This is a genomic window from Brevundimonas sp. 01N35 (assembly GCF_056399785.1).
This window is the reverse complement of the sequence record NZ_JBFTRZ010000003.1, coordinates 159469-182725: the sequence shown is the minus strand read 5'-3', so window position 1 is coordinate 182725 and position 23257 is coordinate 159469. Positions and strand designations below refer to the sequence as shown.

Below are 23257 nucleotides of genomic sequence, written 5' to 3'. Positions count from 1 at the left end.
ACCGACCCGACGCAAGCCGACCAAGGCTGAACAGCGCGCCGAAATGACCGAACAGATCCTCGACGCCGCCGAGGAGCTGTTCTCCAAACACGGCCTCTATGGGGTGACGCTGAAGGACGTGGCGGGCAAGGTCGGGGTGCATCATACGCTGGTGAACTACTACTTCGAGGACAAGCGTCACCTGTTCGACGCCGTCTTCGCTCGTCGCGCCCATGTCACCAGCGAGCGGCGGATGGCGGCGCTGGACGCCTATGAGGGCGCGTCAGGCGGCAAGCCGACGGTAGAAGGGGCCCTGCGCGCCTTCCTCGACACCGACCTGGACCTCTATATCGAGGGCGGGGAGGGCTGGAAAAACTACGCCGCCCTGGGCGCCCAGGTGGCCAATACGCCCGAATGGGGCGCCGATCTGATGGATCAGCATTTCGACCCCGTGGTTCTCAGATTGATCAACTTGCTGAAGCTGGCCCTGCCAGGCTGCAGTGAAGAGGATATCTTCTGGGGCTACCACTTCGTCACAGGGGCCCTGATGCTGACGCTGGCGCGGACGGGGCGGATCGACAAGCTCTCGGGCGGGCGGTGCCGGTCTGACGACTTCGTCGCCGTCAAGGAACGCATGGCCGCTTTCATGGCCGCCGGCTTCCGCGAGGTCTGCGCTCGTCGTGGATCGACCTGAAAGCGGCGCGCCAGCCGCCCCTACCTTTCGCTTGAAATACTCACTCTCTTGTTAGTTAATGTAATGCGGAGACAAACCATGTTGCAGGGCCGTGTAGCGATCGTCACCGGCGCCGGGGGCGGCCTTGGCCGCCGCCATGCCCTCTATCTCGCCTCGCAAGGCGCGCGGGTCGTGGTCAACGACCTGACCGAGGACGCCGCTCGCGCCGTCGCGGACGATATCATCGCAGGCGGCGGAGAAGCCATCGCCGCCGCCGGGTCGGTGACGGATGTGGACGCGGTTCAGCGCATGGTTGATGCGGCCATGGCCCAGTGGGGCAGGATCGACATCCTGGTGAACAACGCCGGCATCCTCCGCGACAAGAGCTTCGCCAAGATGACGATGGACGACTTCCGCCTGGTGGTGGACGTGCACCTGATGGGGGCCGCCATCTGCTCCAAGGCGGTGTGGGAGATCATGCGCCAGCAGAACCATGGCCGGATCGTCATGACCACCTCGTCGTCGGGTCTCTATGGCAACTTCGGCCAGGCCAACTATGGCGCGGCCAAGCTGGCCCTGGTCGGTCTGATGCAGACCCTGGCCATCGAAGGCGAGAAGTACGGCATCCGCGTCAACGCCCTGGCTCCGACCGCCGCCACACAGATGACCGACGGCGTGCTGTCGAACAAAAGCCTGACGGCGCTCGATCCGGGTCTGGTCAGCCCCGGTCTGCTGGCTCTGGTGCATGACGACGCCCCGACCCGCGCCATCCTGTGCGCCGGGGGCGGCCATTTCGCCCGCGCCAACGTCACCCTGACCCAGGGCGTTCGCATCGGCGGCGGCGCGGACGCGGGCCAGGCCCTGATCGCGGCCTGGGATCAGGCTTCGGATCGCGCGGGCGAGGCCGTGCCGGCCTATGGCTTCCAGCAGGCCGAGCAGGAACTGGCTTCGGCTGGCGTGACCGGTCCCGTGATGGCGAGGGCCTGATGCGCCACGCCGTCATCGTCTCGACCGCCCGCACGCCGATCGGCCGCGCCTATCGCGGCGCCTTTAACGACACGCCGTCGCCGACCCTGGCCGCCCACGCCCTGACGGCGGCGGTCCAGCGTGCGGGCGTGGATCCCGCCGAGATCGAGGACTGTCTGCTGGGCTGCTCCCTGCCGCAAGGCGTGCAGCAGTCCGTCGGCCGCATGGCGGCCCTGGCCGCCGGCTTCCCGGTGTCGGTCGCGGGCATGACCCTGGACCGCCAATGCTCCTCCGGCCTGATGACCATCGCTACGGCGGCCAAGCAGATCATCGTCGATCACATGCAGATCACGGTTGCGGGCGGGGTGGAGTCCATCTCCATGGTCCAGACCGAGCAACTGCGCGTCGCGTCCGATCCGCTGGTCCTTCAGCATCAGCCCGACGCCTATATGTCCATGCTGGACACGGCCGAGACGGTGGCTCGCCGCTATGGCGTTTCGCGCGAAGCCTGCGACGCCTACGCCCTGCAATCGCAGCAGAGAACCGCAGCCGCCCAGGCTGCAGGCCGTTTTACCGACGAGATCGTCCCCCTGGCCTCGCGCATGAAGATCATCGACAGGCAGAGCGGCGAAGTCAGTTATCGCGAGGTACTGCTGCAACAGGATGAGGGCGCGCGCGCAGAAACCACGGCCGAAGGCCTGGCCTCGCTGCGGACCGTCTTCCCCGAGGGCACAGTGACGGCCGGAAACGCCAGCCAGCTATCGGACGGCGCCTCCGCCTGCCTGCTGATGGAGGCGGGCGAGGCCGAGCGCCGGGGGCTTCAACCCCTGGGCCGCTACATCGGCATGGCGGTGGCCGGCGTCCGCCCGGATGAGATGGGCATTGGTCCTGTCGTCGCCGTGCCGCGCCTGCTCGAGCGGTTCAATCTGAAGATGGACGACATCGGCCTGTGGGAGCTGAACGAGGCCTTCGCGGTTCAGGTTCTTCATTGCCGCGACCAACTGGGCATCCCGGACGAGCGCCTGAACGTCAACGGCGGCGCCATCTCGATCGGCCACCCCTACGGCATGTCCGGCGCCCGCATGGTCAGCCACGCCCTAATCGAGGCGCGGCGTCGCGGCGAACGCTATGTCGTCGTCACCATGTGCGTAGGCGGCGGCATGGGGGCAGCAGGACTGTTCGAGGTGTTGTAGCGGCGTGCTGGGAAAATGAACTGAGGGACCCTTCGACGCCTTTCGGCCTCAGCAGTTCTTGCCTTGCCGCTGTCTTTGTTCACAGCGCCGCTGTTCGCGTTGCCAGTCACGCTGTTCGCGCTCGCGTCTGGCCCTGGTCTCTTCGTCGGAGGTGGTGACGGCGTCGACGCCCGCGCCGAGCACGGCGCCGGTGGCCTTGACCGTGCCGCCGACCACGGCCGCGCCGGTTCCGACCACCGCCCCGACCAGGCAGCCTTGCAGCATCAGCGAACCGCCGACGAGGGCCAGAAGGGCGGTCGCCCGCGCGAAGGGTTTGATCATGAAAATCTCCCGAGGCGCCTATTCTGCGCGACGGAAGTGAACAGAGGCTGACGCGACAGCGAGGCGATCCTCCCCCGCTGCGCAGGGGAGGATTATGAAGCCTACAGGCTGTCGACCATGACCAGTTCGGCGTCTTCGCTGGCCGTGATGGTGATCGTCGGCTCGTCGACGATGCCGGCGCCGTCGCGGGCCTTCAGCGTCGCGCCGTTGACGTCCACCTGACCCACGGCGGGGACCAGATAGGCGCGACGGCCGGCGGCCAGGTCATAGGTCAGGCTCTCGCCCGCCTTCAGCGTGGCGGCCAGGATTTTGGCGTCGGCGTTGATCGTCAGGGCTTCGTCGGCGGGATCGCCCGAGGCCACGACGGTGAAGCGGCCCGAGCGGTCGCTCTTGGGGAACTCGCGCTGGCCCCAGGACGGCGGGGCGCCCGGCTTGTCCGTCTCGATCCAGATCTGAAACAGGGTGGTCAGCTCGTTTTCGAGGTTGAACTCCGAGTGACGGACGCCCGTGCCCGCGCTCATCACCTGAACGTCGCCCGCGACGGTGCGGCCCTTGTTGCCCATCGAGTCCTCGTGGGTGATGGCGCCGGTGCGGACATAGGTGATGATCTCCATGTCGGCGTGCGGGTGAGGCGGGAAGCCCGACTTGGCGCCGATCTCGTCGTCGTTCCAGACGCGCAGACGGCCCCAGCCCATGCGCTTGGGATCATAGTAGTTGGCGAACGAGAAGTGGTGGCGGGCGTTCAGCCAGCCGTGGTTCGCGCCGCCCAGGGTTTCAAAACGTCGAACGTCGATCATGGTGTGGTCTCCCTTCCAAGGAATGCTTGAGACCTAGATAGGATCGCGAAATTTTATTTGCAACTGTTGTGGTTCCAGATTGGACTCAGCCCACCTGAGCCCGATGCCGCAGCATGGCGTCGGCCAGGACGATAGCGGCCATGGCCTCGACGACCGGGACGCCACGCAGGGCGACGCAGGGGTCGTGGCGGCCCTTGGTGCGGAGGTCGACCTCGGCGCCGTCGCGATTGATGGTCTGGCGCAGGGTCAGGATGGAGGAGGTGGGCTTGAACGCCACCCGCGCCGTCAGCGGCTGGCCGGTCGAGATGCCGCCCAGGACGCCGCCCGCCTTGTTCGACAGGAAGACCGGCAGGCCGTCGTCGCCCAGGCGCATCTCGTCGGCGTTGTCCTCGCCCGACAACTCGGCGGCGCCGAAGCCCGCGCCGATCTCGACGCCCTTGACAGCGTTGATCGATATGAGGCCGGCGGCCAGTTCGGCGTCCAGCTTGGCGTAGAGCGGCGCGCCCCAGCCGGCGGGAACGCCCGTGACCTCCAGCGCCACGACGGCGCCGATGGAGGAGCCGGCTTTGCGCACGCCGTCCAGATAGTCTTCCCAGGCGGGGACGACGTCAGCCGAGGCGGCGAACAGGGCGTTGTCATAGACGGCGTCGAAGTCGAGGGCTTCGTCGGCGATGCGGTGCGGGCCGAGTTGGACCACGCCGGCGCGGATGCGGATGGTGTCGCCCAGGACCTTGCGGGCCACGGCACCGGCCGCCACGCGGCTGGCCGTCTCGCGGGCCGAGGAACGCCCGCCGCCGCGGTGGTCGCGCACGCCGTATTTAGCCTGATAGGCGTAGTCGGCGTGACCGGGGCGGAAGGCGCGGGCGATCTCGCCATAGTCCTTGGAGCGCTGGTCCGTATTCTCAATAAGCAGACTGATCGGCGTCCCGGTGGTGACAGGGCCGTTCCCGTCGTCGAAGACGCCGGACAGGATGCGGACCTGATCGGCCTCCTGCCGCTGAGTGACGAAGCGGCTGCCGCCGGGCTTCCTCAGGTCGAGCAGGGGCTGGATGTCGGCCTCGGTCAGCGGGATCAGCGGCGGGCAGCCATCGACGACGCAGCCGATGGCCGGGCCATGGCTTTCGCCCCAGGTGGTGACGCGGAACAGGTGACCGAAGGTGTTGTGCGACATGGCTTACCGCTTAGGCCGCGATCCGCTCCGGCGTCCAGACCCGCGTGAAGCGAAGCAGCAGGTCTTCGGCCGCCGAGGGCAGGTCGGCCGAAGCCTCCAGCTTGACGAACAGGTCGCCGGCGGGGCGGTTTCCGCGCGCGGGCAGACCCAGGCCCTTCAGCCGCAGACGCACCGGTTCTACCATGTCGGGCACCAGCCAGGACGAGCGCAAACCGGCGTGGGTCTGGATCTCGATGCGGCCGCCGTCGTCCATCATCCGCTGCGGCACGGCCCAGTCCATGAACAGGTCGCCGCCCAGAACCGACAGGCCGTCAGCGGGTCGGATCAGGATGGGCAGCAGGGCGTCGCCGCCATCCGCGCCACCGCGTTTCAGGCGGATCCTGTCGCCGGTGCGCACGCCGGGCGGCGTGTGGACCAGCAGGGTGCGGGCACCCAGGGTCACGCGGACACACCCGCCGCTGATCGCCTGCATCGGCGTCAGGGCCAGCAGCGAGGAGGGGGCGGGAGGCTGGATAAAGGGCGTCGCCTTTAGGTGTGTCTGGGGCGCGGGCAAGGCCAGGGTCTGGGCCTGCAGCAGCCGGTAAGCGGCGATGACGTTGCGGAACCGCTCGGCGTCGCCGCCCGGCAGATCAGGTCGCGCCGTCTTGACCGCCGTGCGGAAGGCCGAGGCCAGACCCTCGCTGCCGACGGGACCCGTCAGGCCCAGAAGGGTCCGGGCGTTTTCGAGGGTGAGGGCGTCGGCGCACATGGCGGCCAGCCTCGGGCCCATATGGTCAAGACCGAGTTAACCTTGCCCAATTTTGAAAAATCGCGGCCTGATGTTGGCGCAACGTAAGGATGGGCGTCACCCGTTCGACGTAGCGTCGTCGCGAGGGCCAGCCTCGCCGTTCAACAAGGGAGAAAACACCATGCGCGTGATGGTGATGATGAAAGGGACGGACGCCATCGAGGCGGGGGTTCAGCCGTCCGAGGCGCTGATCCGAGATATGATGACCTTCAACGAGGAACTGGCGGCGGCGGGCATGTTGCTGGCCGGCGAGGGACTGCAGCCGTCGTCGAAGGGCAAGCGGGTCGTTTTCGGCGGGCGCGACACGCCGATCGTGATCGACGGGCCCTTTGCCGAGGTCAAGGAACTGATCGCCGGCTTCTGGATCTGGCAGGTCAAGGACATGGACGAGGCCGTCGCCTGGGCGCGCCGCATCCCCGACACTGACAAGCTGCACGGCGAGGTCGAGATCCGACCCATCCTGTCGACGGAGGATTTCGAGGCCATCACGCCCGACATCGTGGCGCGTGAAGAGGCGTTGCGGGACCAAGCGGGGCGTTATGGTGAAGCTTGATGTCGCTGACTAGTCTACGCCTGATGACGTAGGGGAAGCGTGGGTGTAAGGAGTCGGTTCATGACCCAGTCCGTGATCCCGCCCAGCCCGTCCGCCGAGGACTACGCCGCGCAACTGGCGGCCAATGCGGATGAGACCATCTTCGAGCGGGGCGATCCCTTCGCCCTTTTCGTGGAGTGGCTGGAGGCGGCCAAGGCGTCGGAGCCGAACGACGCCAACGCCATGGCCCTGGCCACGGTGGACGCGGACGGCCTGCCCGATGCGCGCATGGTGCTGCTGAAGGACGTGGACGCGCGCGGCTTCACCTTCTTTTCCAATCGGGAAAGCGCCAAGGGCGAGCAGTTGTGGGCCCATCCGTCCGCGGCGCTGCTGTTCCACTGGAAGAGCCTGCGTCGCCAGGTGCGCGTGCGCGGCGCCGTCGAGCCGGTCAGCGCCGCCGAGGCCGACGCCTATTTCGCCAGTCGCGCCCGCGAAAGCCGCATCGGCGCCTGGGTCTCGGATCAGTCACGCCCCTTGGCCAGCCGGGAAGTGCTGGAAGCCGGGGTCGCGGCGGAGACGGCCCGATTTGAAGGCCAGGACGTGCCGCGTCCCGAGCGCTGGAGCGGCTGGCGCGTCGTTCCGCAGCAGATCGAATTCTGGCGCGACCGTCCGTTCCGCCTGCATGATCGGTTGCGGTTTGACCGCAACCGCGACGACTGGAAGCGGACGCGCCTCTGGCCCTGAGGCGTCAGGCGGCGTAGCGCGCCAGGAAGGTCTCCACCGCATCCTCGGCGATCTGTCGCGGGGGCCGCGCCGCCATCACTTCGTCGCCTGTCACCAGGGGCACGAAGAAGACGGGGTGTTCGACCATCCCCATCAATTGACCGGCCGCCCAGGACGGCTTGGCGATCTTGATCTGTCCCGCGGCGCTCATGTCGGCCAGGGTGGCGATCAGCACGGCGCCGAAGTCATGCTTGCAGCGCTCGAAGAAGCTCCGGGCTACGGCCTCGAAGCGCGGGCGTTCGGCCACGACCAGCCGGAACACCGAATGCACGAACGGGTCGCTCATGAATTCCGTGTAGGCGCTGAGGAAGCCCGTCAGTCGTTCACGCGGCGCGCCTTCGCAGGTTTTGACCGCCGCCATGCGTCGCGAGAAGTCCTCGGACGTGTCTTCGATGACCGCGGCGAACAGGGCCGCCTTGCTCTCGAAAAACGCATAGAGGGTGGCGGTGGATACCCCGGATTCGCGGGAGATCGGCTCCATCCGTGTGGAGGCGTAGCCCTCGGAAATAAAATGCAGTCTGGCCTGGCGCACAATGGCGGCGCGTCGAGGGTCGTCGAGATCATGGACCGCAGCGGTCATCGGAACATTGCCCAGATGTAATGCGACCACGTTGCCTCTTTTTGGTCATGATTGCAAACGCGAACAAGGTTCCGTGAGCAGAAATCAACTAATGATGCCAAGCAGCTAGGAGCGGGTGCGCTAGAACCGGGGCCACAAGGCGAATGACCGCCTGCGGATCTTCCAGGCGTACCGCCGCGGTGGCGTCGGCGACGATGAAGTCGGCGTGGGTCCGTGAGGGTTCGGTCAGGCGTTCATGGCCGGGGCGGACGGTCAGCAGATACTGGTGGATGACGGATTCGGCGGTGCGTCCCCGCTCGGTCTGGTCCCGCAGCAGGCGGCGGATGAAACGGATGTCGGCGGGGGTGTCGACGAAGACCTTGATGTCGAACAGCGCCGTCAGCGCCGGGGTGCACAGGACGTGGGTGCCCTCGACGATCACGACTTCGGCGGCGTGGATGGCTTCGCCCCCGGGATCGCGGCCGTGGTGGAGGAAGGAATAGAGCGGGGCCATGACCGGCCGCCCGGATTTCAGCTCCGACAGGTGCTCGACCAACAGATCATGGTCGCGCGCGGCCACATCGTCGAAATCGTGGGTGTCGGCGTCGAAGCCGGGAACGCTGGCTGCATCCCGGTAATAGGAGTCTTCGCGCATCAGAACGGCGACGCCTTGGGGCAGGGAGGCGACCAGGGCCTCGGCCAGCGTGCTCTTGCCGGAGCCGGAGCCCCCGGTGATGGCGATCAGGATGGTCATGGGGCTCTCCGTGCGTCTCGCCCGCTTTCTAGGCGGGTCCGCCGCGATTGACCATGTTTCACGTTTGACCTGATCGCGGGTCGAGCCTGCCCTCGCCATCCGCCTTTATGGGCAAGGCTTTGCCGTTCGTTGCGGAATGGGGGCGACGTGTTGTGTTCTGGCGGCGGCGGCCGGCAGGAGAACGGCGATTTGTACGGCTGAGGCGCCGTTGCTTATCGCTGTTCACCTAGATAGCGTCGGCGCAAAGCGCCACGTTTAGAGGGCGCACGACGAGGGAATGCGATGCTGGGTTTGATGCAGGACTGGCCGCTGACGGTCGACAAAATTCTCGATCACGCCAAGAATTGGCACCCCAACCGCGAGGTCGTGACCCGTTCGGTCGAGGGGCCGATCGAGCGCACCACCTATGGCGCGATCCACGGTCGCGCCAAGCGGGTGTCGAACGCGCTGAAGGCCTGGGGCGTGCAGCCCGGCGACCGGGTCGCCACCCTGGCCTGGAACACCGCGGACCATATCGAGACCTGGTACGGCATCATGGGCATCGGGGCGGTCTGCCACACCCTGAACCCGCGCCTGTTCCCGGAACAACTGGTTTACATCATCAACCACGCCGCCGACCGGATCATCTTCGTCGATCTGACCTTCGTGCCGCTGCTGGACGCCATCCTGCCGCACTGCCCGTCGGTCGAGCGGGTCGTGATCCTGACCGACCCCGGCCATATGCCGCAGACCAAGCTGCCGGTGGTCGACTGCTATGAGACGGTGCTGGAGCAGTCGTCGGAAGACGTGACCTGGGGCGGGTTCGAGGAAAACACCGCCTGCGGCCTCTGCTACACCTCGGGCACGACGGGGAACCCCAAGGGCGTCCTCTATTCGCACCGCTCGAATTTCATCCATACGCTGCTGGGGCTGCAGTCGACCGTCCTGGGCGCCACGCCCAAGGAAGTCATCCTGCCCGTGGTGCCGATGTTCCACGCCAACGCCTGGGGCATCGCCTTCGGCGGGCCGGCGGCGGGGTCCAAGCTGGTCATGCCGGGCGCGCGCATGGACGGCCCCTCCATCTACGAACTGCTGGAGATCGAGGGCGTCACCTTCTCGGCCGCCGTGCCGACGGTCTGGCAGGGTCTGCTGAACCACCTGCGCGAGAACAATCTGAAGCTCTCGACCGTCAAGCGTGTGCTGATCGGCGGCGCCGCCGTGCCGGAAAGCATGATCCGCGCCTTCCACGACGAGTTCGGCGTCGAGGTCCTGCAAGGCTGGGGCATGACCGAGACCTCGCCCATCGGCACCCTGTCGAACATGACGCCGGAACTGGCCGCCCTGCCGTTCGAGGAACAGCTGAAGTGGCGCGTCAAACAGGGCACGCCGCCGCTGGGCGTCGAACTGAAGCTCAAGGACTACGACGGCAAGGAAATGCCGCACGACGGCCAGACCTATGGCCGGCTGATGATCAAGGGGCCGACCATCTCGCGCGCCTATTTCCGCGACGATAGCGAGATCCTGGACGACGAAGGCTTCTTCGACACCGGCGACGTTTCGACCATCGACGACCACGGCTTCATGCAGATCACCGACCGGGCCAAGGACGTCATCAAGTCCGGCGGCGAGTGGATCAGCTCCATCGAGATCGAGAACCTGGCTATCGGCCACCCCAAGGTCGCCCTGGCCGCCGTCATCGGCTCGGCCCACCCGAAATGGGATGAGCGCCCGGTCCTGCTGATCAAGCTCAGGGAGGGAGAGGCTGAGGACAAGCAGGAGCATCTCGACTTCTTGGTCGGCAAGATCGCCAAATGGTGGATGCCGGACGACGTGGTCTTCGTGGCCGATATTCCGCTGGGCGCGACGGGCAAGATCGACAAGAAGCTGCTGCGCGAGCAGATGAAGGACTATCGCCTGCCGACTGCGGGCTGATCCTTCAGGAGGGCCGCATGGCTGAACCATCCCGGACGCAGGCGCGAACGGCTGAAATCCGATTGCGCTGGCTGACGCTGGCGGCGTTTCTGGCGCCGTTTCTGGCGCCGCTTCTGGTGCTGGTCGCGGTGTTCGGCGCCCGGTTGGGCCTGTGGAGCGTCGGTTTCGGGCTGGAAGTCCTGACGCTGAAGATCGGCCGCATCCTGGCCTTCGTCGGACTGGCGGCGGCTCTGGTCGCGACGATCATCGCGCTGAAGGACGTGCGCCGGCGCGGGCTTTATGCGGTCGTCGCCCTGGTGGTCGTCGGCGCGACCATAGCCCTGCTTCTGGTGCAGGAGCGGCGTTTCGCGGTCGAGGCCGCGACCGATGTCACGACCGACGCGGCCGAGCCGCCGGCCTTCTCGCGCACGGTGGTCGCCATGCGGGGCGGGCAGGGGGCGGCGCCCGTCGCCTGTCCCGGCCTGATCGCCGTTGCGCGTCAGGTGGCACCGGAAACCGCAGCGGCGGCGCTGGAGGCGGCGGGCTTCACGGTGCGCGGGGCGGCGCCCTTCCGCGCCGACGGCTCCAAGGAAGGCTTCTGGTTCGGCCTGACCTATGACGCCGCCATCCGTATCCGGCCTGGTCGCACCGACATCCGCGTCGCTGCGCGCGAAGACGTGAAAGTGGGCGATGAAGCCTGCCGTCTGGCCCGCGCCGTCGCGGAGGGTCTGCAGCCTTAGGGCGAGGTCAGGCTATAGCGCGCCGCCAGCGTCGGCTCCGGCGCGGCGGTCGCCCGGCCCTCCTTCACCAGTTTGATCAGGTGCGACAGCACCGACAGGCTGGCCGCCGGCCACAGGCGCTGATCGACGGCGGCGTAGAGGGCGGGGACGATCGCGGCGATCGTCGCGTCCCCAGCCGCCAGCCGCGCCATGATCTGCGCCTCGCGCTCCAGCCGATGGTCGCGATAGGCCTTGAGGAAGGGGGCGGGCTGGGTGATCGCAGGACCGTGCGTCGGCCAGATCGTCGAGAAGCCGCGCGCCAGCACTCGATCCAGACTGTCCATATAGGCCGCCATGTCGCCGTCGGGCGGGGCGACGACCGTTGTGGACCAGCCCATGACGTGGTCCCCGCTGAACAGGGCGTTCTCGTCCCTCAATATATAGGCCATGTGGTTGGAGGCGTGGCCGGGCGTGGCCATGGCTTCCACGGTCCAGCCGTCGCCCTCGATCCTCTGGCCGTCCGTCAGGATGACATCAGGTCTGAAATCGTCGTCGTCGTCCTCGTCCATGGGGGCCTGATCCCTCTGGTCCGAGGCGTGAACCGTCGGCCCGTGCGGTTGCGCCGCCAGGATCGGCGCGCCGCCGAGCGCTTCGGCGAGGGGGCGGGCGAGGGGGGCGTGGTCGCGGTGGGCATGGGTCACCAGGATATGGCTGACCGTCCGTCCCTTCACCGCCCGCAGCAGGGCGTGCAGATGCGCCTCGTCGTCGGGGCCGGGGTCGATCACCGCCACCCTCGCGCCCGGCATGTCGCGCCCGACGATATAGGTGCCTGTCCCGGTGAAGGTGAACGGCCCCGGATTGTCGGCGATGACGCGCTGGATCAGCGCCGACACCTGGTCGCGGCGGCCATAGGTGAAGTCGAACTGTCGGACATAGGGGATCACGGGCGGGCGTCCTCGCTCAACTCATCGGTCTGCAGCGGCGCCGACCTTGCTTTCAACGCACGTAAACTCTTTCAGGAGCCCGCGTCGTGATCCGTTCTGCCGTTTTTCCTGTCCCAAATCGAGCGAAGGCCCTGGTGGCGGCCGTCGTCTGTCTCCTGACGGCGCAGTGGCTCGTCGCATCCTGCACGCCGGAGCCAGCGACGCCCTATGCCGTGCGCGCTGCCGTCGAGCGCTAGAGCGGCACGCGGCTGAGGTCGTAGCCGGCGGCCAGGGCCTGGGCCCTCAGTTCGTCCGCATCCGCCCCCCGGCCGGCCTCCGCCATGGCCCAGGTGGCGGCCGACCGCATGCCCGAACGGCAGAAGAGCAGCGCCGACGCGCCGTCGTCCAGGAACGCGCCGACGCGGCGGATCGTCTCGGGATCGGGTAGGCCGCGCACCGGCGCCTCCAGATAGGCCAGGCCGGCGGCCTCCGCGGCGTTGTGGATTTCGGCGCTGGTGGGCTGGCCGAGCTCTTCATGATCGGGCCGGTTGTTCACCACCTTGCGGAAGCCCAGTCGCGCGGCCGTTTCGGCCAGCGCCTCAGGCGCGATCTGGCCCGAAAGCCAGATGTGGTCGTTTAGGGCGACGGGATCGGTCATCTCTATTGTCTCTTTACGCGCACGGCGCGGCTGCGGCCGGCGGTCAGTTGATAGCTGCCAAGGGAGGCGCGGCGCACTCGAATTTCCATGCCCTCGCGATTCTGGAATCGCACCGGATCGGAATCGATCTGGCGCCATTCAGAGCCGTCCGCCAGTCGGAACAGCCATTTGCCGTCCGCGCCCTGGCCGGCGCTGAGCAAGGTGGTTTCGACGGCGTCGATCTTTTCGTCCGCCTCGTCGCGGCTGAACATCGGCGGCAGCGAGGGAAGTTCGAAGCCGAACAGCTGCCGGCGGGCCTCGCGAATCTGTCCGCGGTCGACCACCACCACCTCGCCCTGACGCTCTGCGGCGTCCAGCGCGCCCGCCGCATTGTCGAAACAGCGCAGGCGCTCGACGTCGGATGTGATCTGCCGACACCGGGCCACCTGCTCCAGAAGGGGTGAGCGGTTTGTGGCGAAATTTTGCGCATAACTCGGCATAGAGAGCAACAAAATGGCGATTGTTGCGAGTCCGAGTGTGGTGATGATGCGCACATTTCTCTCCTTGAGAACTTATGCATTTCAAGATTTGTCTTAATGGCACGCGCCTTCGTTTAAGGCCAGACAAGATCGGGCGTGGCGATTTTGCGACAGCGCAGAGGCGTCTTTGTTACGGATGTGTAATTTCCCTGTCCGATGCAGGTTTCGCGTGGCTACCTACTGACCAGCTATCGGTAGGGCGCCGATTTAGGCGTCACCCGAGTCTAGCCGTGGTCGACAGGCGAAGGGCAAGCTTTGCTGTTGCCGTCCACAACTCAGGAGGACGAACCTTGAAATTCCAGATCAAACGCGAGCGTCTGCTGGCGTCGACGATGATCGCGGGCTTTGCGCTCGCCGGGCTGGCGGCTCCCGCCATGGCCCAGACGACGCCGACTCCGGCGCCGGCTCAACCCGAGCAGGCCAGCCAGGTGGGCGACATCGTGGTCACCGGCTCGCGCATTCGCCAGCCCAACCTGACCACCACCAGCCCGGTAACCCAGGTCACGGGCGAGGACATCGACATCCAGGGCGTGACCCGCGTCGAGGATCTGATCACCCAACTGCCGCAGGCCTTCGCCGCGCAGAACTCGACCGTCTCCAACGGGGCTTCGGGCACCGCGACCGTGTCGTTGCGCAACCTGGGTTCGTCGCGCACCCTGGTGCTGATCGACGGCAAGCGCATGGGCTACGGCTCGCCGCAGGACGACGCCGCCGACCTGAACCAGATCCCCGGCCAACTGGTCGAGCGGGTTGAAGTTCTGACGGGCGGCGCCTCGGCCGTCTATGGTTCGGACGCCATCGCCGGCGTCGTGAACTTCATCATGCGCAAGGATTTCGAAGGCATCGAAATCGACGCCCAGTACGGCTTCAACCAGCACAACAACGACTATGACGGCGTCGGCAACCTGCGCAACGTCATCGCTGGCCGCGCCGCGACCAACCCGTCGCAGTTCAAGCTGCCGGACGACAACGTCACCACTGGCTTCAGCCGCGAACTCAACATCCTGATGGGTGTCGGCTCGCCGGACGGCAAGGGCAACATCACGGCCTACGCCGGCTACCGCAAGAACAACAAGGTTCTCGGTCGCGACTACGACTATGCGTCCTGCTCGCTCGGCCCGGCATCTGGAGCCAACTTCACCTGCGGTGGTTCGGGTACTTCATTCCCGGGTCTGTTTACGGACTTCGATACCTACCAATTTACGGTCGATGCCGGCGGGAATTTCATTCCCTATGTCGCTTCTCGCGACCAATACAACTTCGGTCCTCTGAACTACTACCAGCGGCCGGACGAGCGCTACACCCTGGGCGCCTTCGGCCACTACAATGTCAACGACAAGGTCGAGCTCTACACCCAGCTGATGTTCAGCGACTACTCGACCATCGCGCAGATCGCGCCGTCGGGTAACTTCTTCGGCGAGTTCTCCGATGGTTTCCGCACCACGGACGGCAGCGCGACCATTCGATGCAACAACCCCCTGCTGTCGGCGCAGCAGCGCGCCGCGATCCTCTGTTCCGCGGGGGATATCTCCTCGGGTGCCGCCAAGGACATGTTCATTGGTCGTCGTAACGTCGAAGGCGGTGGTCGTCAGTCGGACATCCGCTTCCAGTCGTATCGCGGCGTTGTCGGCGCGCGTGGCGATCTGAACGACGCCTGGAGCTATGACCTGACGGCCCAGTACTCGCGGGCGCAGTTCACCAACATCTACCGCAACGAGTTCTCGAACACCCGCCTGGCTCGGGCGCTGGACGTCGTGACGGACCCGGTCTCCGGTCAACCCGTCTGCTCGGCCGTTCTGGCCGGCATCGATGCGGACTGCGTGCCCTATAATATCTTCAAGTCGGGCGGCGTGACCCAGGCGGCTCTGGATTACCTGCAGGTGCCGCTGGTCGCCACCGGCTGGACCACCCAGCAGGTAGTTTCGGGTTCGCTGACGGCGGACCTGGGAACCTACGGCGTCAAGTCGCCGTGGGCCACGCGCGGGGTCCAGACGGCGTTCGGCGTTGAATATCGCCGCGACGCGCTGGATCTGACCCCGGATGTGTCCTTCACCACTGGCGACGGCGCCGGTCAAGGCGGCGCGACCCTGGGCCTGAACGGCGCGAACCAGGTCTATGACGTGTTCGGCGAAGCCCAGATTCCGATCGCCGAAGGCATGGCCTTCGCCGACCAACTGTCGGTCGATCTCGCCTATCGTCACTCGGAGTATGAGCTGGGCGGCGCCACGGACTCGTGGAAGGTCGGCGGCGATTGGGCTCCGATCTCGTCGGTTCGTTTCCGCGCCAGCGCTCAGCGCGCCGTTCGTGCGCCCAACGTGATCGAACTGTTCACCGCGCAGGGCTTCAATCTGTTCGATATGGACGCCGACCCCTGCGACAAGAACAAGGCGGCCACCTATGCGGGCGATGCAGCCTGTATCGGAAGCAACCCGTGGCAGGTGACGCTCGCCCAGGCGAACAGCGTGGGCCTCTCCAGCCCCGCCGATCAGTACAACTTCCTTCAGGGCGGCAACACCGCGCTGACGCCGGAAAGCTCCGACACCCTGACTCTGGGCGTCGTCTTCACGCCAGAGTTCCTGCCGGGCTTTAACCTGACAATCGACTATTTCGATATCAAGATCGACAATCTGATCTCGTCGATCGGTCCGCAGAACTCTCTGGACGCCTGCTACTCCTCCGGTCTGGCTGCCGCTTGCGCTAACATCAAGCGGAACGCCAACGGCCAACTGTGGGTCGGCACCGGCAACGTCGTTGACCTGAACACCAACATCGGCGGTCTTCGGACGTCCGGTGTGGACGTCGCCGCCAACTACCGGATGGACCTGGCCAATTACGGCTGGGATCGTGCGGGCACGCTGGCCTTCACCATGGTCGGCACCTGGCTGAACTCTCTGGAAACCGACACCGGTTTGGGCTTCGCCAACTCGAAGTATGACTGCGCCGGCTTCTTCGGCAATCAGTGCGGCGTTCCTAATCCGGAATGGCGCCACCGTCTGCGGATCGACTGGGGCACCCCGATCGAAGGGCTGAATCTGGCCGGCACCTGGCGCTACTATGGCGGCTCGGAATTCGCCGTTCTCGGAAATGACGGCAGCCTGAACCACTCGCCGGCCGCCCGTATCGACCGCGAGTTCGACGCCATCAACTACTTCGATCTGGCGGGGACCTGGCAGGCGAGGGACAACGTGCAGGTGCGCGTGGGCGTGAACAACGTCTTCGATACCGATCCGCCGCTGAATTCCAGCGTCGGCACGACCGGCAACAACAACACCTATCCGCAGCTGTACAATGCGATGGGACGTTACGTCTTCTTCGGCGTCACGGCGAACTTCTAAGCCCTTTCAAAGGCTTGGGGGGGCGGCGGATCTTCGGATCCGCCGCCTTTTCTTTTGAAACCGTTGCCGCAGAAAAACCATCTGGGGCGGCAAGCGTGGCGGGTCGCCGCGTGGCTATCGCCCGTCACAGAGAAAGACACCGCCCATGGCCCTTCGTTCCGTTCTGATGCTCGCCGCCGCGACGCTCGTTCTGTCGTCCGGAGCGGCTCTGGCCCAGGATGCGGACAGGCCTGTGGTCACGGCGACCCGCGCGACCGAAACGGCCGAAGCGTTGAAGATTCGCGAAGCGATGGCCTATGCGGCCGAGTTGCCGCGCGGGGCGCCGCAGGCGGACTATCCGCTGGTCGCCTGGTGCGAGGCCCTGATCAAGGGGCACATCGCCCTGGGCGAAAGCCTGAAGACGAGCGACGCCCTGGACCTCGACATCATCCGCTTGGGCAAGCTGGAGGCGGTCGACTTCGGTTCGGCGCTGGCGGTCGCGGGGACGCGCCAGTCCCCGGCGGTCAAGGCCACGGCCCAGCAGGCGGCGGCCGCCGCCGCCCGCCAGTGGGCGCCGCTTCTGGCGCAGCAGGACGTCAAGGCGCGCAGCGAAGCCTTCGGCCTGTTCTTCGGACTGCCGGGCCGGTGCGAACACGCGGCGCGACGCATCCGCGAGAACATCACCGCCGCGCCGGCCACGCTCAAGGACGTGGGGTTGGACAGCGGAGCGGCCGCCCCCGCCGCCTGACGGATCAGGCGGCGCTGTCGCGCGCGATGGCGCCGGGGTCGTAGTTGAGGATCGGGGACAGCCAGCGTTCGGCGGTCTCGACGTCCCAGCCCTTGCGGCGGGCGTAGTCCTCGATCTGATCGCGGTCGATCTTTCCGACGCCGAAATAGTGGCTGCCCGGATGGCCGAAATAGAGGCCCGAGACCGAGGCCGGGGGCGTCATCGCATAGCTTTCGGTCAGGGCCATCCCCGCGTTCTGCTCGGCCTGCAGCAGGCGGAACAGGGTGGCCTTTTCCGTATGATCGGGCTGGGCCGGATAGCCGGGGGCAGGGCGGATGCCCTGATATTTCTCTTCGATCAGGTCCTGCGTGGTCGTGGCTTCGCCCGAGGCATAGCCCCAGAGCTCGGTCCGCACCTTCTTGTGCAGGGCCTCGGCGAAGGCTTCGGCCAGGCGGTCGGCCAGGGCCGTGGCCATGATCGAGGAATAGTCGTCGCCGGCGTCCTTGAACGTCTTGGCGATTTCCAGCTCGCCATGACCCGCCGTGACGGCGAAGGCGCCGACGTAGTCCTCGCCTTCCTCAGCGATGAAGTCCGACAGGGCGAGGTTGGGCTTGCCGTTCGACTTCTTGATCTGCTGACGCAGGGTGTGGAAGCGGGCGATCTCTTCGTTGCGGGTCTCGTCGGCATAGACGGCGATGTCGTCGCCCACGGCCTGAGCGGGCCAGAAGCCGACCACGCCTTTGGCCGTGAACCACTTCTCGTCGATGATCCGCTTCAGCATGGCTTGGGCGTCTTTGAACAGGTCCTGCGCGGCCTCGCCGACGATCTCGTCTTCGAGGATCAGCGGGTAGCGCCCGATCAGCTCCCAGCTGGCGAAGAAGGGCGTCCAGTCGATGTGGTCGGCCAGATCGGCCAGGTCCCAGGCGTCGAACGCCCGCACGCCGAGGAACGACGGCTTGCCCGGCATGGTCGCGGCCGGATCGGCGTTGAAGCGGTTGTCGCGCGCCTGCTGGAGCGTGGCGCGGGCCTTGACCTCCTGGCCGCGCGCGTACTGCTCGCGGATGCGGACGTATTCGTCGCGGGTGGCGGCCTCGTTCTTCGCCTTGTCGATCGGGGACAGCAGGCCCGCGACCACGCCGACGGCGCGGCTGGCGTCGATGACATAGGTGGTCGACCCCTGGCGATAGCCCGGCTCGATCTTGACCGCCGTATGGGTGCGGCTGGTCGTGGCCCCGCCGATCAGCAGGGGGATGTCAAAGCCGCGCCGCTCCATCTCGCGGGCGACATAGACCATTTCGTCCAGCGACGGGGTGATCAGGCCGGACAGGCCGACGATGTCGACCTTGTGCTCGATGGCGGCGTCCAGGATGCGGTCGGCGGGGACCATGACGCCCAGGTCGATGACCTCGTAGTTGTTACATTGCAGCACGACGCCGACGATGTTCTTGCCGATGTCGTGGACGTCGCCCTTGACGGTGGCCATCAGGATGCGGCCCGCCTGTTCGCGCGGTTTGCCGGCCTTTTCGGCCTCCATGAAGGGGTTGAGCCAGGCGACGGCCTGCTTCATCACGCGGGCGGATTTCACCACCTGCGGCAGGAACATCTTGCCCGAACCGAACAGGTCGCCGACCACGTTCATCCCGTCCATCAGCGGACCTTCGATGACGTGCAAGGGACGCTCGGAGGCCAGGCGGGCCTCCTCGGTGTCGGCCTCGATGAACTCGGTGATGCCGTGGACCAGGGCGTGGGCGATGCGGGCCGCGACGGGCTGCTCGCGCCAGCTCAGGTCGACGACGCGCGCCGCGCCCCTCTCGCCCTTGTAGTTGGGCGCCATGTCCACCAGCCGCTCGGTGTTGGACACATTGGTGCGTTGCGGGCGGTTGAGGATCACATCCTCGACCGCTTCGCGCAGCACCGGGTCGATGTCGTCATAGACGGGCAGGTCGCCCGCATTGACGATGCCCATGTCCATGCCCGCCGCGATGGCGTGGTACAGGAAGACCGAGTGAATGGCCCGGCGCACCGGCTCGTTGCCCCGGAACGAGAACGAGACGTTCGACACCCCGCCCGAGATGCGGGCATAGGGCAGGGTGGCCTTGATCACCTTGACCGCCTCGATGAAGTCGACGGCGTAGTTGTCGTGCTCCTCGATCCCCGTCGCCACGGCGAAGATATTGGGGTCGAAGATGATGTCCTCGGCCGGGAAACCGACCTCGTTGACCAGGATGTTATAGGCGCGGGTGCAGATCTCGATCTTGCGCGCGGCGGTGTCGGCCTGGCCCACCTCGTCAAAGGCCATGACCACGACGGCTGCGCCGTAGCGCAGGCATTTGACGGCGTGCTCGCGGAAGGCCTGCTCGCCCTCCTTCATGCTGATCGAGTTGACGATCGGCTTGCCCTGAACGCACTTCAGCCCCGCCTCGATGACCTCCCACTTGGAGCTGTCGATCATCACCGGCACGCGGGCGATGTCGGGCTCGGCGGCGATCAGGTTGAGGAAGGTGCGCATGGCGACGGCGCCGTCCAGCAGGCCCTCGTCCATGTTGATGTCGATGACCTGAGCGCCCGCCTCGACCTGCTGGCGGGCGACGTCGAGCGCGGCGGCGTAGTCGCCGTCCACGACCAGTTTACGGAATTTAGCCGAGCCGGTGACGTTGGTCCGCTCGCCGACGTTGATGAAGATAGGTCTCAACGCAACTCTCCGCTCATCCCCGCGGAGGCGGGGACCCAGGTTTGAGCCGCGCACAGGCGATCAACGATCTGGATGTAGCCAAAGTACTGGGTCCCCGCCTCCGCGGGGATGAGCGGGTGGGGACGCATCACGCCACCAACTCGAACGGCTCGAGCCCCGACAGGCGCATGGCCACCGGGCGTTCGGGGATTTCGCGCGGCTTCAGCGTGGCGACCTCTTCGGCGACGTGTTTGATGTGGTCGGGGGTGGTGCCGCAGCAGCCGCCGACGATGTTGACCAGGCCCGAGGCAGCCCATTCCTCGATGAAGTGGGCGGTTTCGTGCGGCTGTTCGTCGTACTGGCCCATGGCGTTGGGCAGGCCGGCGTTGGGATAGGCGGCGACCAGGGTGTCGGCGACGCGGCTCAGTTCGGCGATGAAGGGCCGCATCAGGTCGGCGCCGAGGGCGCAGTTGAAGCCGACTGCAAAAGGCTTGGCGTGGCGCACGCTGTTCCAGAAGGCCTCTGCGGTCTGGCCCGACAGGGTCCGGCCCGAACGGTCGGTGATAGTGCCGGAAATCCAGATGGGCAGGGCGGGCAGGCCCTCGTCCTCAAGGTCCTTGATGGCCTTGATACAGGCCTTGCAGTTCAACGTGTCGGTGATGGTTTCGATCAGATAGAGGTCGACGCCGCCTTCGTTCAGCGCCTTCACCTGATGGCGATAGGCCTCATAGACCTGATCGAAGGTCACTGACCGCGCGCCGGGATCGTTCACGTCCGACGACATGGACAGCATCTTGGTCAGCGGGCCGATGGAGCCGGCGGCGAAGCGCGGCTTGTGCGGCTCCTTGGCCGTCCAGCGGTCGGCGGCGGCGCGGGCCAGCTTGGCGCCTTCCAGATTGATGTCCCAGACGGCCTGGGCGTCCAGGTGATAGTCGTCCTGGGCCAGCACCGTGCCGGAGAAGGTGTTGGTCTCGCTGATGTCCGCGCCCGCGCCGTAATACTGGTCGTGCAGGTCGGAAATGATGTCGGGGCGAGTGATGCAGAGGATGTCGTTGTTCCCCTTCATCTGATGCCTCTCGTCATAGCCGTTGGCCGCGACGAAACGGTCGCCGCGGAAGTCGGCTTCCTCCAGCCCGCGTCGCTGGATCATGACGCCCCAGGAGCCGTCGAGGACCAGGATGCGTTCCTTGGCCGCCGCGTGCAGGGCGGCGATCCGTTCAGGACGTGAAAGCGGGGAAGTCATTACGCAACAGCCTTGGTTTCACGCACGCCCAGCACCCGGCAGATGGCATAGACCAGTTCGGCGCGGTTCAGGGTGTAGAAGTGGAAGTCCGAGAAGCCCTCTTCCTGCAGTCGCGCGCAGGTCTCGGCGGCGATGGAGGCGGCCAGCAGCTTGCGGGTCTCGGGGTCGTCGTCCAGCCCGTCGAAGTGGGCCGCCAGCCAGTCGGGGATGGAGGCACCGCAGGCCGCGCTCATCCGGCTCAGGCCCTTGAAGTTGGACACTGGCATGATCCCGGGGATCAGGGGGATGGTCACGCCCGCCGCGCGCACCCGGTCGCGGAAACGCAGGAAAGCCTCGATGTCGAAGAAGAACTGCGACACGGCGCGCGTCGCGCCGGCGTCTACCTTGGCCTTCAGCACGTCGATGTCGTGGTCGATCGACGGGCTTTCCGGATGCTTCTCGGGATAGGCGCCGACCGTGATGTCGAAGCCGCCGACGCGGCTGATGGCCTGGGACAGTTCGGTGGCGTTGGCGTAGCCGTCGGCGCGGGGCGCGTAGGCGCCGCCGATGCCGTCTCCGCCCGGTGGATCGCCGCGCAGGGCGACGATGTGATCGACGCCGATGGCCTTGTAGCCCTCGATGACCTCATCGACCTCGGCGCGGCTGGCCTCGACGCAGGTCAGGTGGGCGGCGGGGCGCAGGGCCGTCTCGCTGATGATCCGCTGCACCGTGCGATGGGTGCGCTCGCGCGTCGAGCCGCCCGCGCCATAGGTGACCGAGACGAAGGCCGGGTTCAGCGGCTCCAGCCGGCGGATGGCGCACCACAGATTGGCCTCGGCCTCGTCCGACTTGGGTGGGAAGAACTCGAACGAGACGTTGACGGCGTTGCGGTTGGAACCGGCGCGGGCGACGGGGCCGAGCGGCGACAGCAGTAGGGCGCGGGCTTCGGCCAGATTGAGCGAGGCGGGGGAGGCCATCAGGCGGTCTTTCGAACAGAGGCGGCGCGTTCGGCGGCCCAGATGTGAACGGTCAGGCCTTCGGTGTCGGGCGGAAGGGCGATCGGGGCGTCGGCGGTCAGGCCCGCCTTTTCCAGCCATTCCTGGATTTCCTCGTCGGCGAAGCCCAAGCGGCGGTGCTGGTGCGCCTCGCGCAGGTGCTCCAACTGATGCGGCGCGAAATCGACGATCAGCAGCTTGCCGCCCGGCATGACCAGACGCGCGGCCTCGGCCACGGCGGCGGCGGGGTCGGCCAGATAGTGCAGGACCTGATGCACGATCACCAGATCGGCGCTGCCGTGCGGCAGGCGGGTCGAGAAGATGTCGCCGTGGCGCAACTCGACCTTGTCCAACCCGGCCTTGGAGACATTGGCGCGAGCGATGTTCAGCATGTTCTGGCTGAGGTCCAGCCCGACCGACATCTTCGCCTTCTTGCCGAACAGGGTCAGCATCCGCCCCGAGCCGGTGCCCAGGTCGACGACCCGTTCGAACGGTCCAGGACCGGCCGCCTGTTCGACGGCGGTTTCGACGGCGCTCTCGCAGACATAGAGGCTGCGCATCTGGTCCCACTGCGGCGCGACCTGTTCGAAATAGCGGGCGGCGTCGATGGCGCGCTCCTTGCGCACCTCGTCCAGGCGGCGATGGTCGGCCTCGCCCTCGGCGTCGCCCAGCAGGTCCAGCACCGTGTCGACCAGGCGACGCGACAGGGCGTCGTGCGACAGGCGATAGAAGACTCGCGCCCCGTCGGGGAATCGTTCGATCAGGCCCGCATCGGCCATCAGCTTGAGGTGGCGCGACACACGGGGCTGGCTCTGGTCCAGAACCCGCGACAACTCCATCACCGACAGCTCCTCGGCGGCGAGCAACGACAGCACCCGCAAACGGGTGGGTTCGCCAGCAGCGCGCAGAGCCTCGACAGTCTGGTCAGCAGTCAGCGTCATGGGTGCATATAAAGATATCCTTATATGATTATGCAAGCGAAATCTGATCGTAAGCGGAGACTATTGCCCGTCACGCGGCATGGATCGTTCTCGATGCGAGGCGAGCGGCGCTCTGCTTTTCTCCCCATTCCATGGGGAGGTGGATCGGCGGCGAAGCCGACGAG

22 protein-coding genes are annotated in these 23257 nt (G+C 66.6%); 9 read left to right on the top strand and 13 right to left on the bottom strand.

What is annotated here, in order from left to right:
- Positions 1–43 precede the first annotated feature (43 nt).
- The 3 genes from AC1DJ5_RS04135 to AC1DJ5_RS04125 all read left to right on the top strand — a co-directional run bounded on the left by AC1DJ5_RS04135 (position 44) and on the right by AC1DJ5_RS04125 (position 2811).
- Positions 44–673: a TetR/AcrR family transcriptional regulator gene (locus tag AC1DJ5_RS04135; protein WP_477019855.1), complete on the top strand. Its 630-nt coding sequence runs from the start codon at positions 44–46 to the stop codon at positions 671–673.
- A gap of 78 nt (positions 674–751) precedes the next feature.
- Positions 752–1639 carry an SDR family NAD(P)-dependent oxidoreductase gene (locus AC1DJ5_RS04130; protein WP_477019779.1) on the top strand — a complete coding sequence of 296 codons (888 nt, stop codon included), beginning with the start codon at positions 752–754 and terminating at the stop codon, positions 1637–1639.
- Complete coding sequence (locus tag AC1DJ5_RS04125) at positions 1639–2811, top strand: acetyl-CoA C-acyltransferase (protein ID WP_477019778.1); 1173 nt, start codon at positions 1639–1641, stop codon at positions 2809–2811. The genes AC1DJ5_RS04130 and AC1DJ5_RS04125 overlap by 1 nt, the downstream gene beginning before the upstream one ends.
- A 48-nt stretch (positions 2812–2859) precedes the next feature.
- Here the strand turns inward: AC1DJ5_RS04125 and AC1DJ5_RS04120 are convergent, their stop codons facing one another.
- The 4 genes from AC1DJ5_RS04120 to AC1DJ5_RS04105 form a co-directional block, all read right to left on the bottom strand.
- Positions 2860–3132 carry a hypothetical protein gene (locus AC1DJ5_RS04120; protein WP_477019777.1) on the bottom strand — a complete coding sequence of 91 codons (273 nt, stop codon included), beginning with the start codon at positions 3130–3132 and terminating at the stop codon, positions 2860–2862.
- 101 nt (positions 3133–3233) lie between these two features.
- A complete protein-coding gene (locus AC1DJ5_RS04115; RefSeq protein ID WP_441455915.1) occupies positions 3234–3929 on the bottom strand; it encodes a pirin family protein in 696 nt (231 codons plus the stop codon).
- Between the two features lie 85 nt (positions 3930–4014).
- Entirely contained in the window at positions 4015–5100 is a 1086-nt protein-coding gene (aroC, locus tag AC1DJ5_RS04110; RefSeq protein WP_441455914.1) for a chorismate synthase, read from the bottom strand.
- Positions 5101–5110: 10 nt separating this feature from the next.
- Complete coding sequence (locus AC1DJ5_RS04105) at positions 5111–5869, bottom strand: DnaJ C-terminal domain-containing protein (protein WP_477019776.1); 759 nt, start codon at positions 5867–5869, stop codon at positions 5111–5113.
- A gap of 139 nt (positions 5870–6008) precedes the next feature.
- On the opposite strand from AC1DJ5_RS04105, the gene AC1DJ5_RS04100 reads away from it, so the two are divergent.
- Together AC1DJ5_RS04100 and pdxH are read left to right on the top strand one after the other, a co-directional pair.
- Positions 6009–6440, top strand: coding sequence for a YciI family protein (locus AC1DJ5_RS04100; RefSeq protein ID WP_441455910.1), 432 nt, complete (start codon positions 6009–6011; stop codon positions 6438–6440).
- 60 nt (positions 6441–6500) lie between these two features.
- Positions 6501–7163 (top strand): pyridoxamine 5'-phosphate oxidase, encoded by a 663-nt coding sequence (pdxH, locus tag AC1DJ5_RS04095; protein WP_477019775.1) that lies wholly within the window; start codon positions 6501–6503, stop codon positions 7161–7163.
- Positions 7164–7167: 4 nt separating this feature from the next.
- Here the strand turns inward: pdxH and AC1DJ5_RS04090 are convergent, their stop codons facing one another.
- Positions 7168–7812 (bottom strand): TetR/AcrR family transcriptional regulator, encoded by a 645-nt coding sequence (locus AC1DJ5_RS04090; RefSeq protein WP_477019774.1) that lies wholly within the window; start codon positions 7810–7812, stop codon positions 7168–7170.
- Between the two features lie 58 nt (positions 7813–7870).
- A complete protein-coding gene (gene udk, locus AC1DJ5_RS04085; RefSeq protein ID WP_477019773.1) occupies positions 7871–8515 on the bottom strand; it encodes a uridine kinase in 645 nt (214 codons plus the stop codon).
- Positions 8516–8797: 282 nt separating this feature from the next.
- On the opposite strand from udk, the gene AC1DJ5_RS04080 reads away from it, so the two are divergent.
- Both AC1DJ5_RS04080 and AC1DJ5_RS04075 read left to right on the top strand, forming a co-directional pair.
- Positions 8798–10426, top strand: coding sequence for a long-chain-fatty-acid--CoA ligase (locus AC1DJ5_RS04080; protein ID WP_477019772.1), 1629 nt, complete (start codon positions 8798–8800; stop codon positions 10424–10426).
- A 17-nt stretch (positions 10427–10443) separates the two neighbouring features.
- Positions 10444–11145, top strand: a complete 702-nt coding sequence (locus AC1DJ5_RS04075; RefSeq protein ID WP_441455901.1) for a DUF1499 domain-containing protein — start codon at positions 10444–10446, stop codon at positions 11143–11145.
- Here the strand turns inward: AC1DJ5_RS04075 and AC1DJ5_RS04070 are convergent.
- The 3 genes from AC1DJ5_RS04070 to AC1DJ5_RS04060 all read right to left on the bottom strand — a co-directional run bounded on the left by AC1DJ5_RS04070 (position 11142) and on the right by AC1DJ5_RS04060 (position 13238).
- Positions 11142–12068: an MBL fold metallo-hydrolase gene (locus tag AC1DJ5_RS04070; protein WP_477019771.1), complete on the bottom strand. Its 927-nt coding sequence runs from the start codon at positions 12066–12068 to the stop codon at positions 11142–11144. The genes AC1DJ5_RS04075 and AC1DJ5_RS04070 overlap by 4 nt on opposite strands.
- Before the next feature lie 232 nt (positions 12069–12300).
- Positions 12301–12705, bottom strand: a complete 405-nt coding sequence (locus tag AC1DJ5_RS04065) for a protein tyrosine phosphatase family protein (RefSeq protein WP_441455897.1) — start codon at positions 12703–12705, stop codon at positions 12301–12303.
- A 2-nt stretch (positions 12706–12707) separates the two neighbouring features.
- A complete protein-coding gene (locus AC1DJ5_RS04060) occupies positions 12708–13238 on the bottom strand; it encodes a hypothetical protein (protein WP_441455895.1) in 531 nt (176 codons plus the stop codon).
- 275 nt (positions 13239–13513) lie between these two features.
- On the opposite strand from AC1DJ5_RS04060, the gene AC1DJ5_RS04055 reads away from it, so the two are divergent.
- Positions 13514–16558, top strand: a complete 3045-nt coding sequence (locus AC1DJ5_RS04055; protein ID WP_441455893.1) for a TonB-dependent receptor domain-containing protein — start codon at positions 13514–13516, stop codon at positions 16556–16558.
- A gap of 145 nt (positions 16559–16703) precedes the next feature.
- Complete coding sequence (locus tag AC1DJ5_RS04050; RefSeq protein WP_441455891.1) at positions 16704–17285, top strand: hypothetical protein; 582 nt, start codon at positions 16704–16706, stop codon at positions 17283–17285.
- A gap of 4 nt (positions 17286–17289) precedes the next feature.
- Here AC1DJ5_RS04050 and metH read toward each other — a convergent pair whose 3' ends face one another.
- From metH to AC1DJ5_RS04030, 4 genes are all read right to left on the bottom strand, one after another.
- Positions 17290–19956, bottom strand: a complete 2667-nt coding sequence (gene metH / locus AC1DJ5_RS04045) for a methionine synthase (protein ID WP_477019770.1) — start codon at positions 19954–19956, stop codon at positions 17290–17292.
- Positions 19957–20083: 127 nt separating this feature from the next.
- Positions 20084–21178 carry a homocysteine S-methyltransferase family protein gene (locus AC1DJ5_RS04040; RefSeq protein ID WP_477019769.1) on the bottom strand — a complete coding sequence of 365 codons (1095 nt, stop codon included), beginning with the start codon at positions 21176–21178 and terminating at the stop codon, positions 20084–20086.
- Positions 21178–22134, bottom strand: coding sequence for a methylenetetrahydrofolate reductase [NAD(P)H] (gene metF, locus AC1DJ5_RS04035; RefSeq protein WP_477019768.1), 957 nt, complete (start codon positions 22132–22134; stop codon positions 21178–21180). Before metF ends, AC1DJ5_RS04040 begins: the two co-directional genes overlap by 1 nt.
- Positions 22134–23093, bottom strand: a complete 960-nt coding sequence (locus tag AC1DJ5_RS04030; protein ID WP_477019767.1) for an ArsR/SmtB family transcription factor — start codon at positions 23091–23093, stop codon at positions 22134–22136. The genes metF and AC1DJ5_RS04030 overlap by 1 nt, the downstream gene beginning before the upstream one ends.
- Positions 23094–23257: the final 164 nt, after the last annotated feature.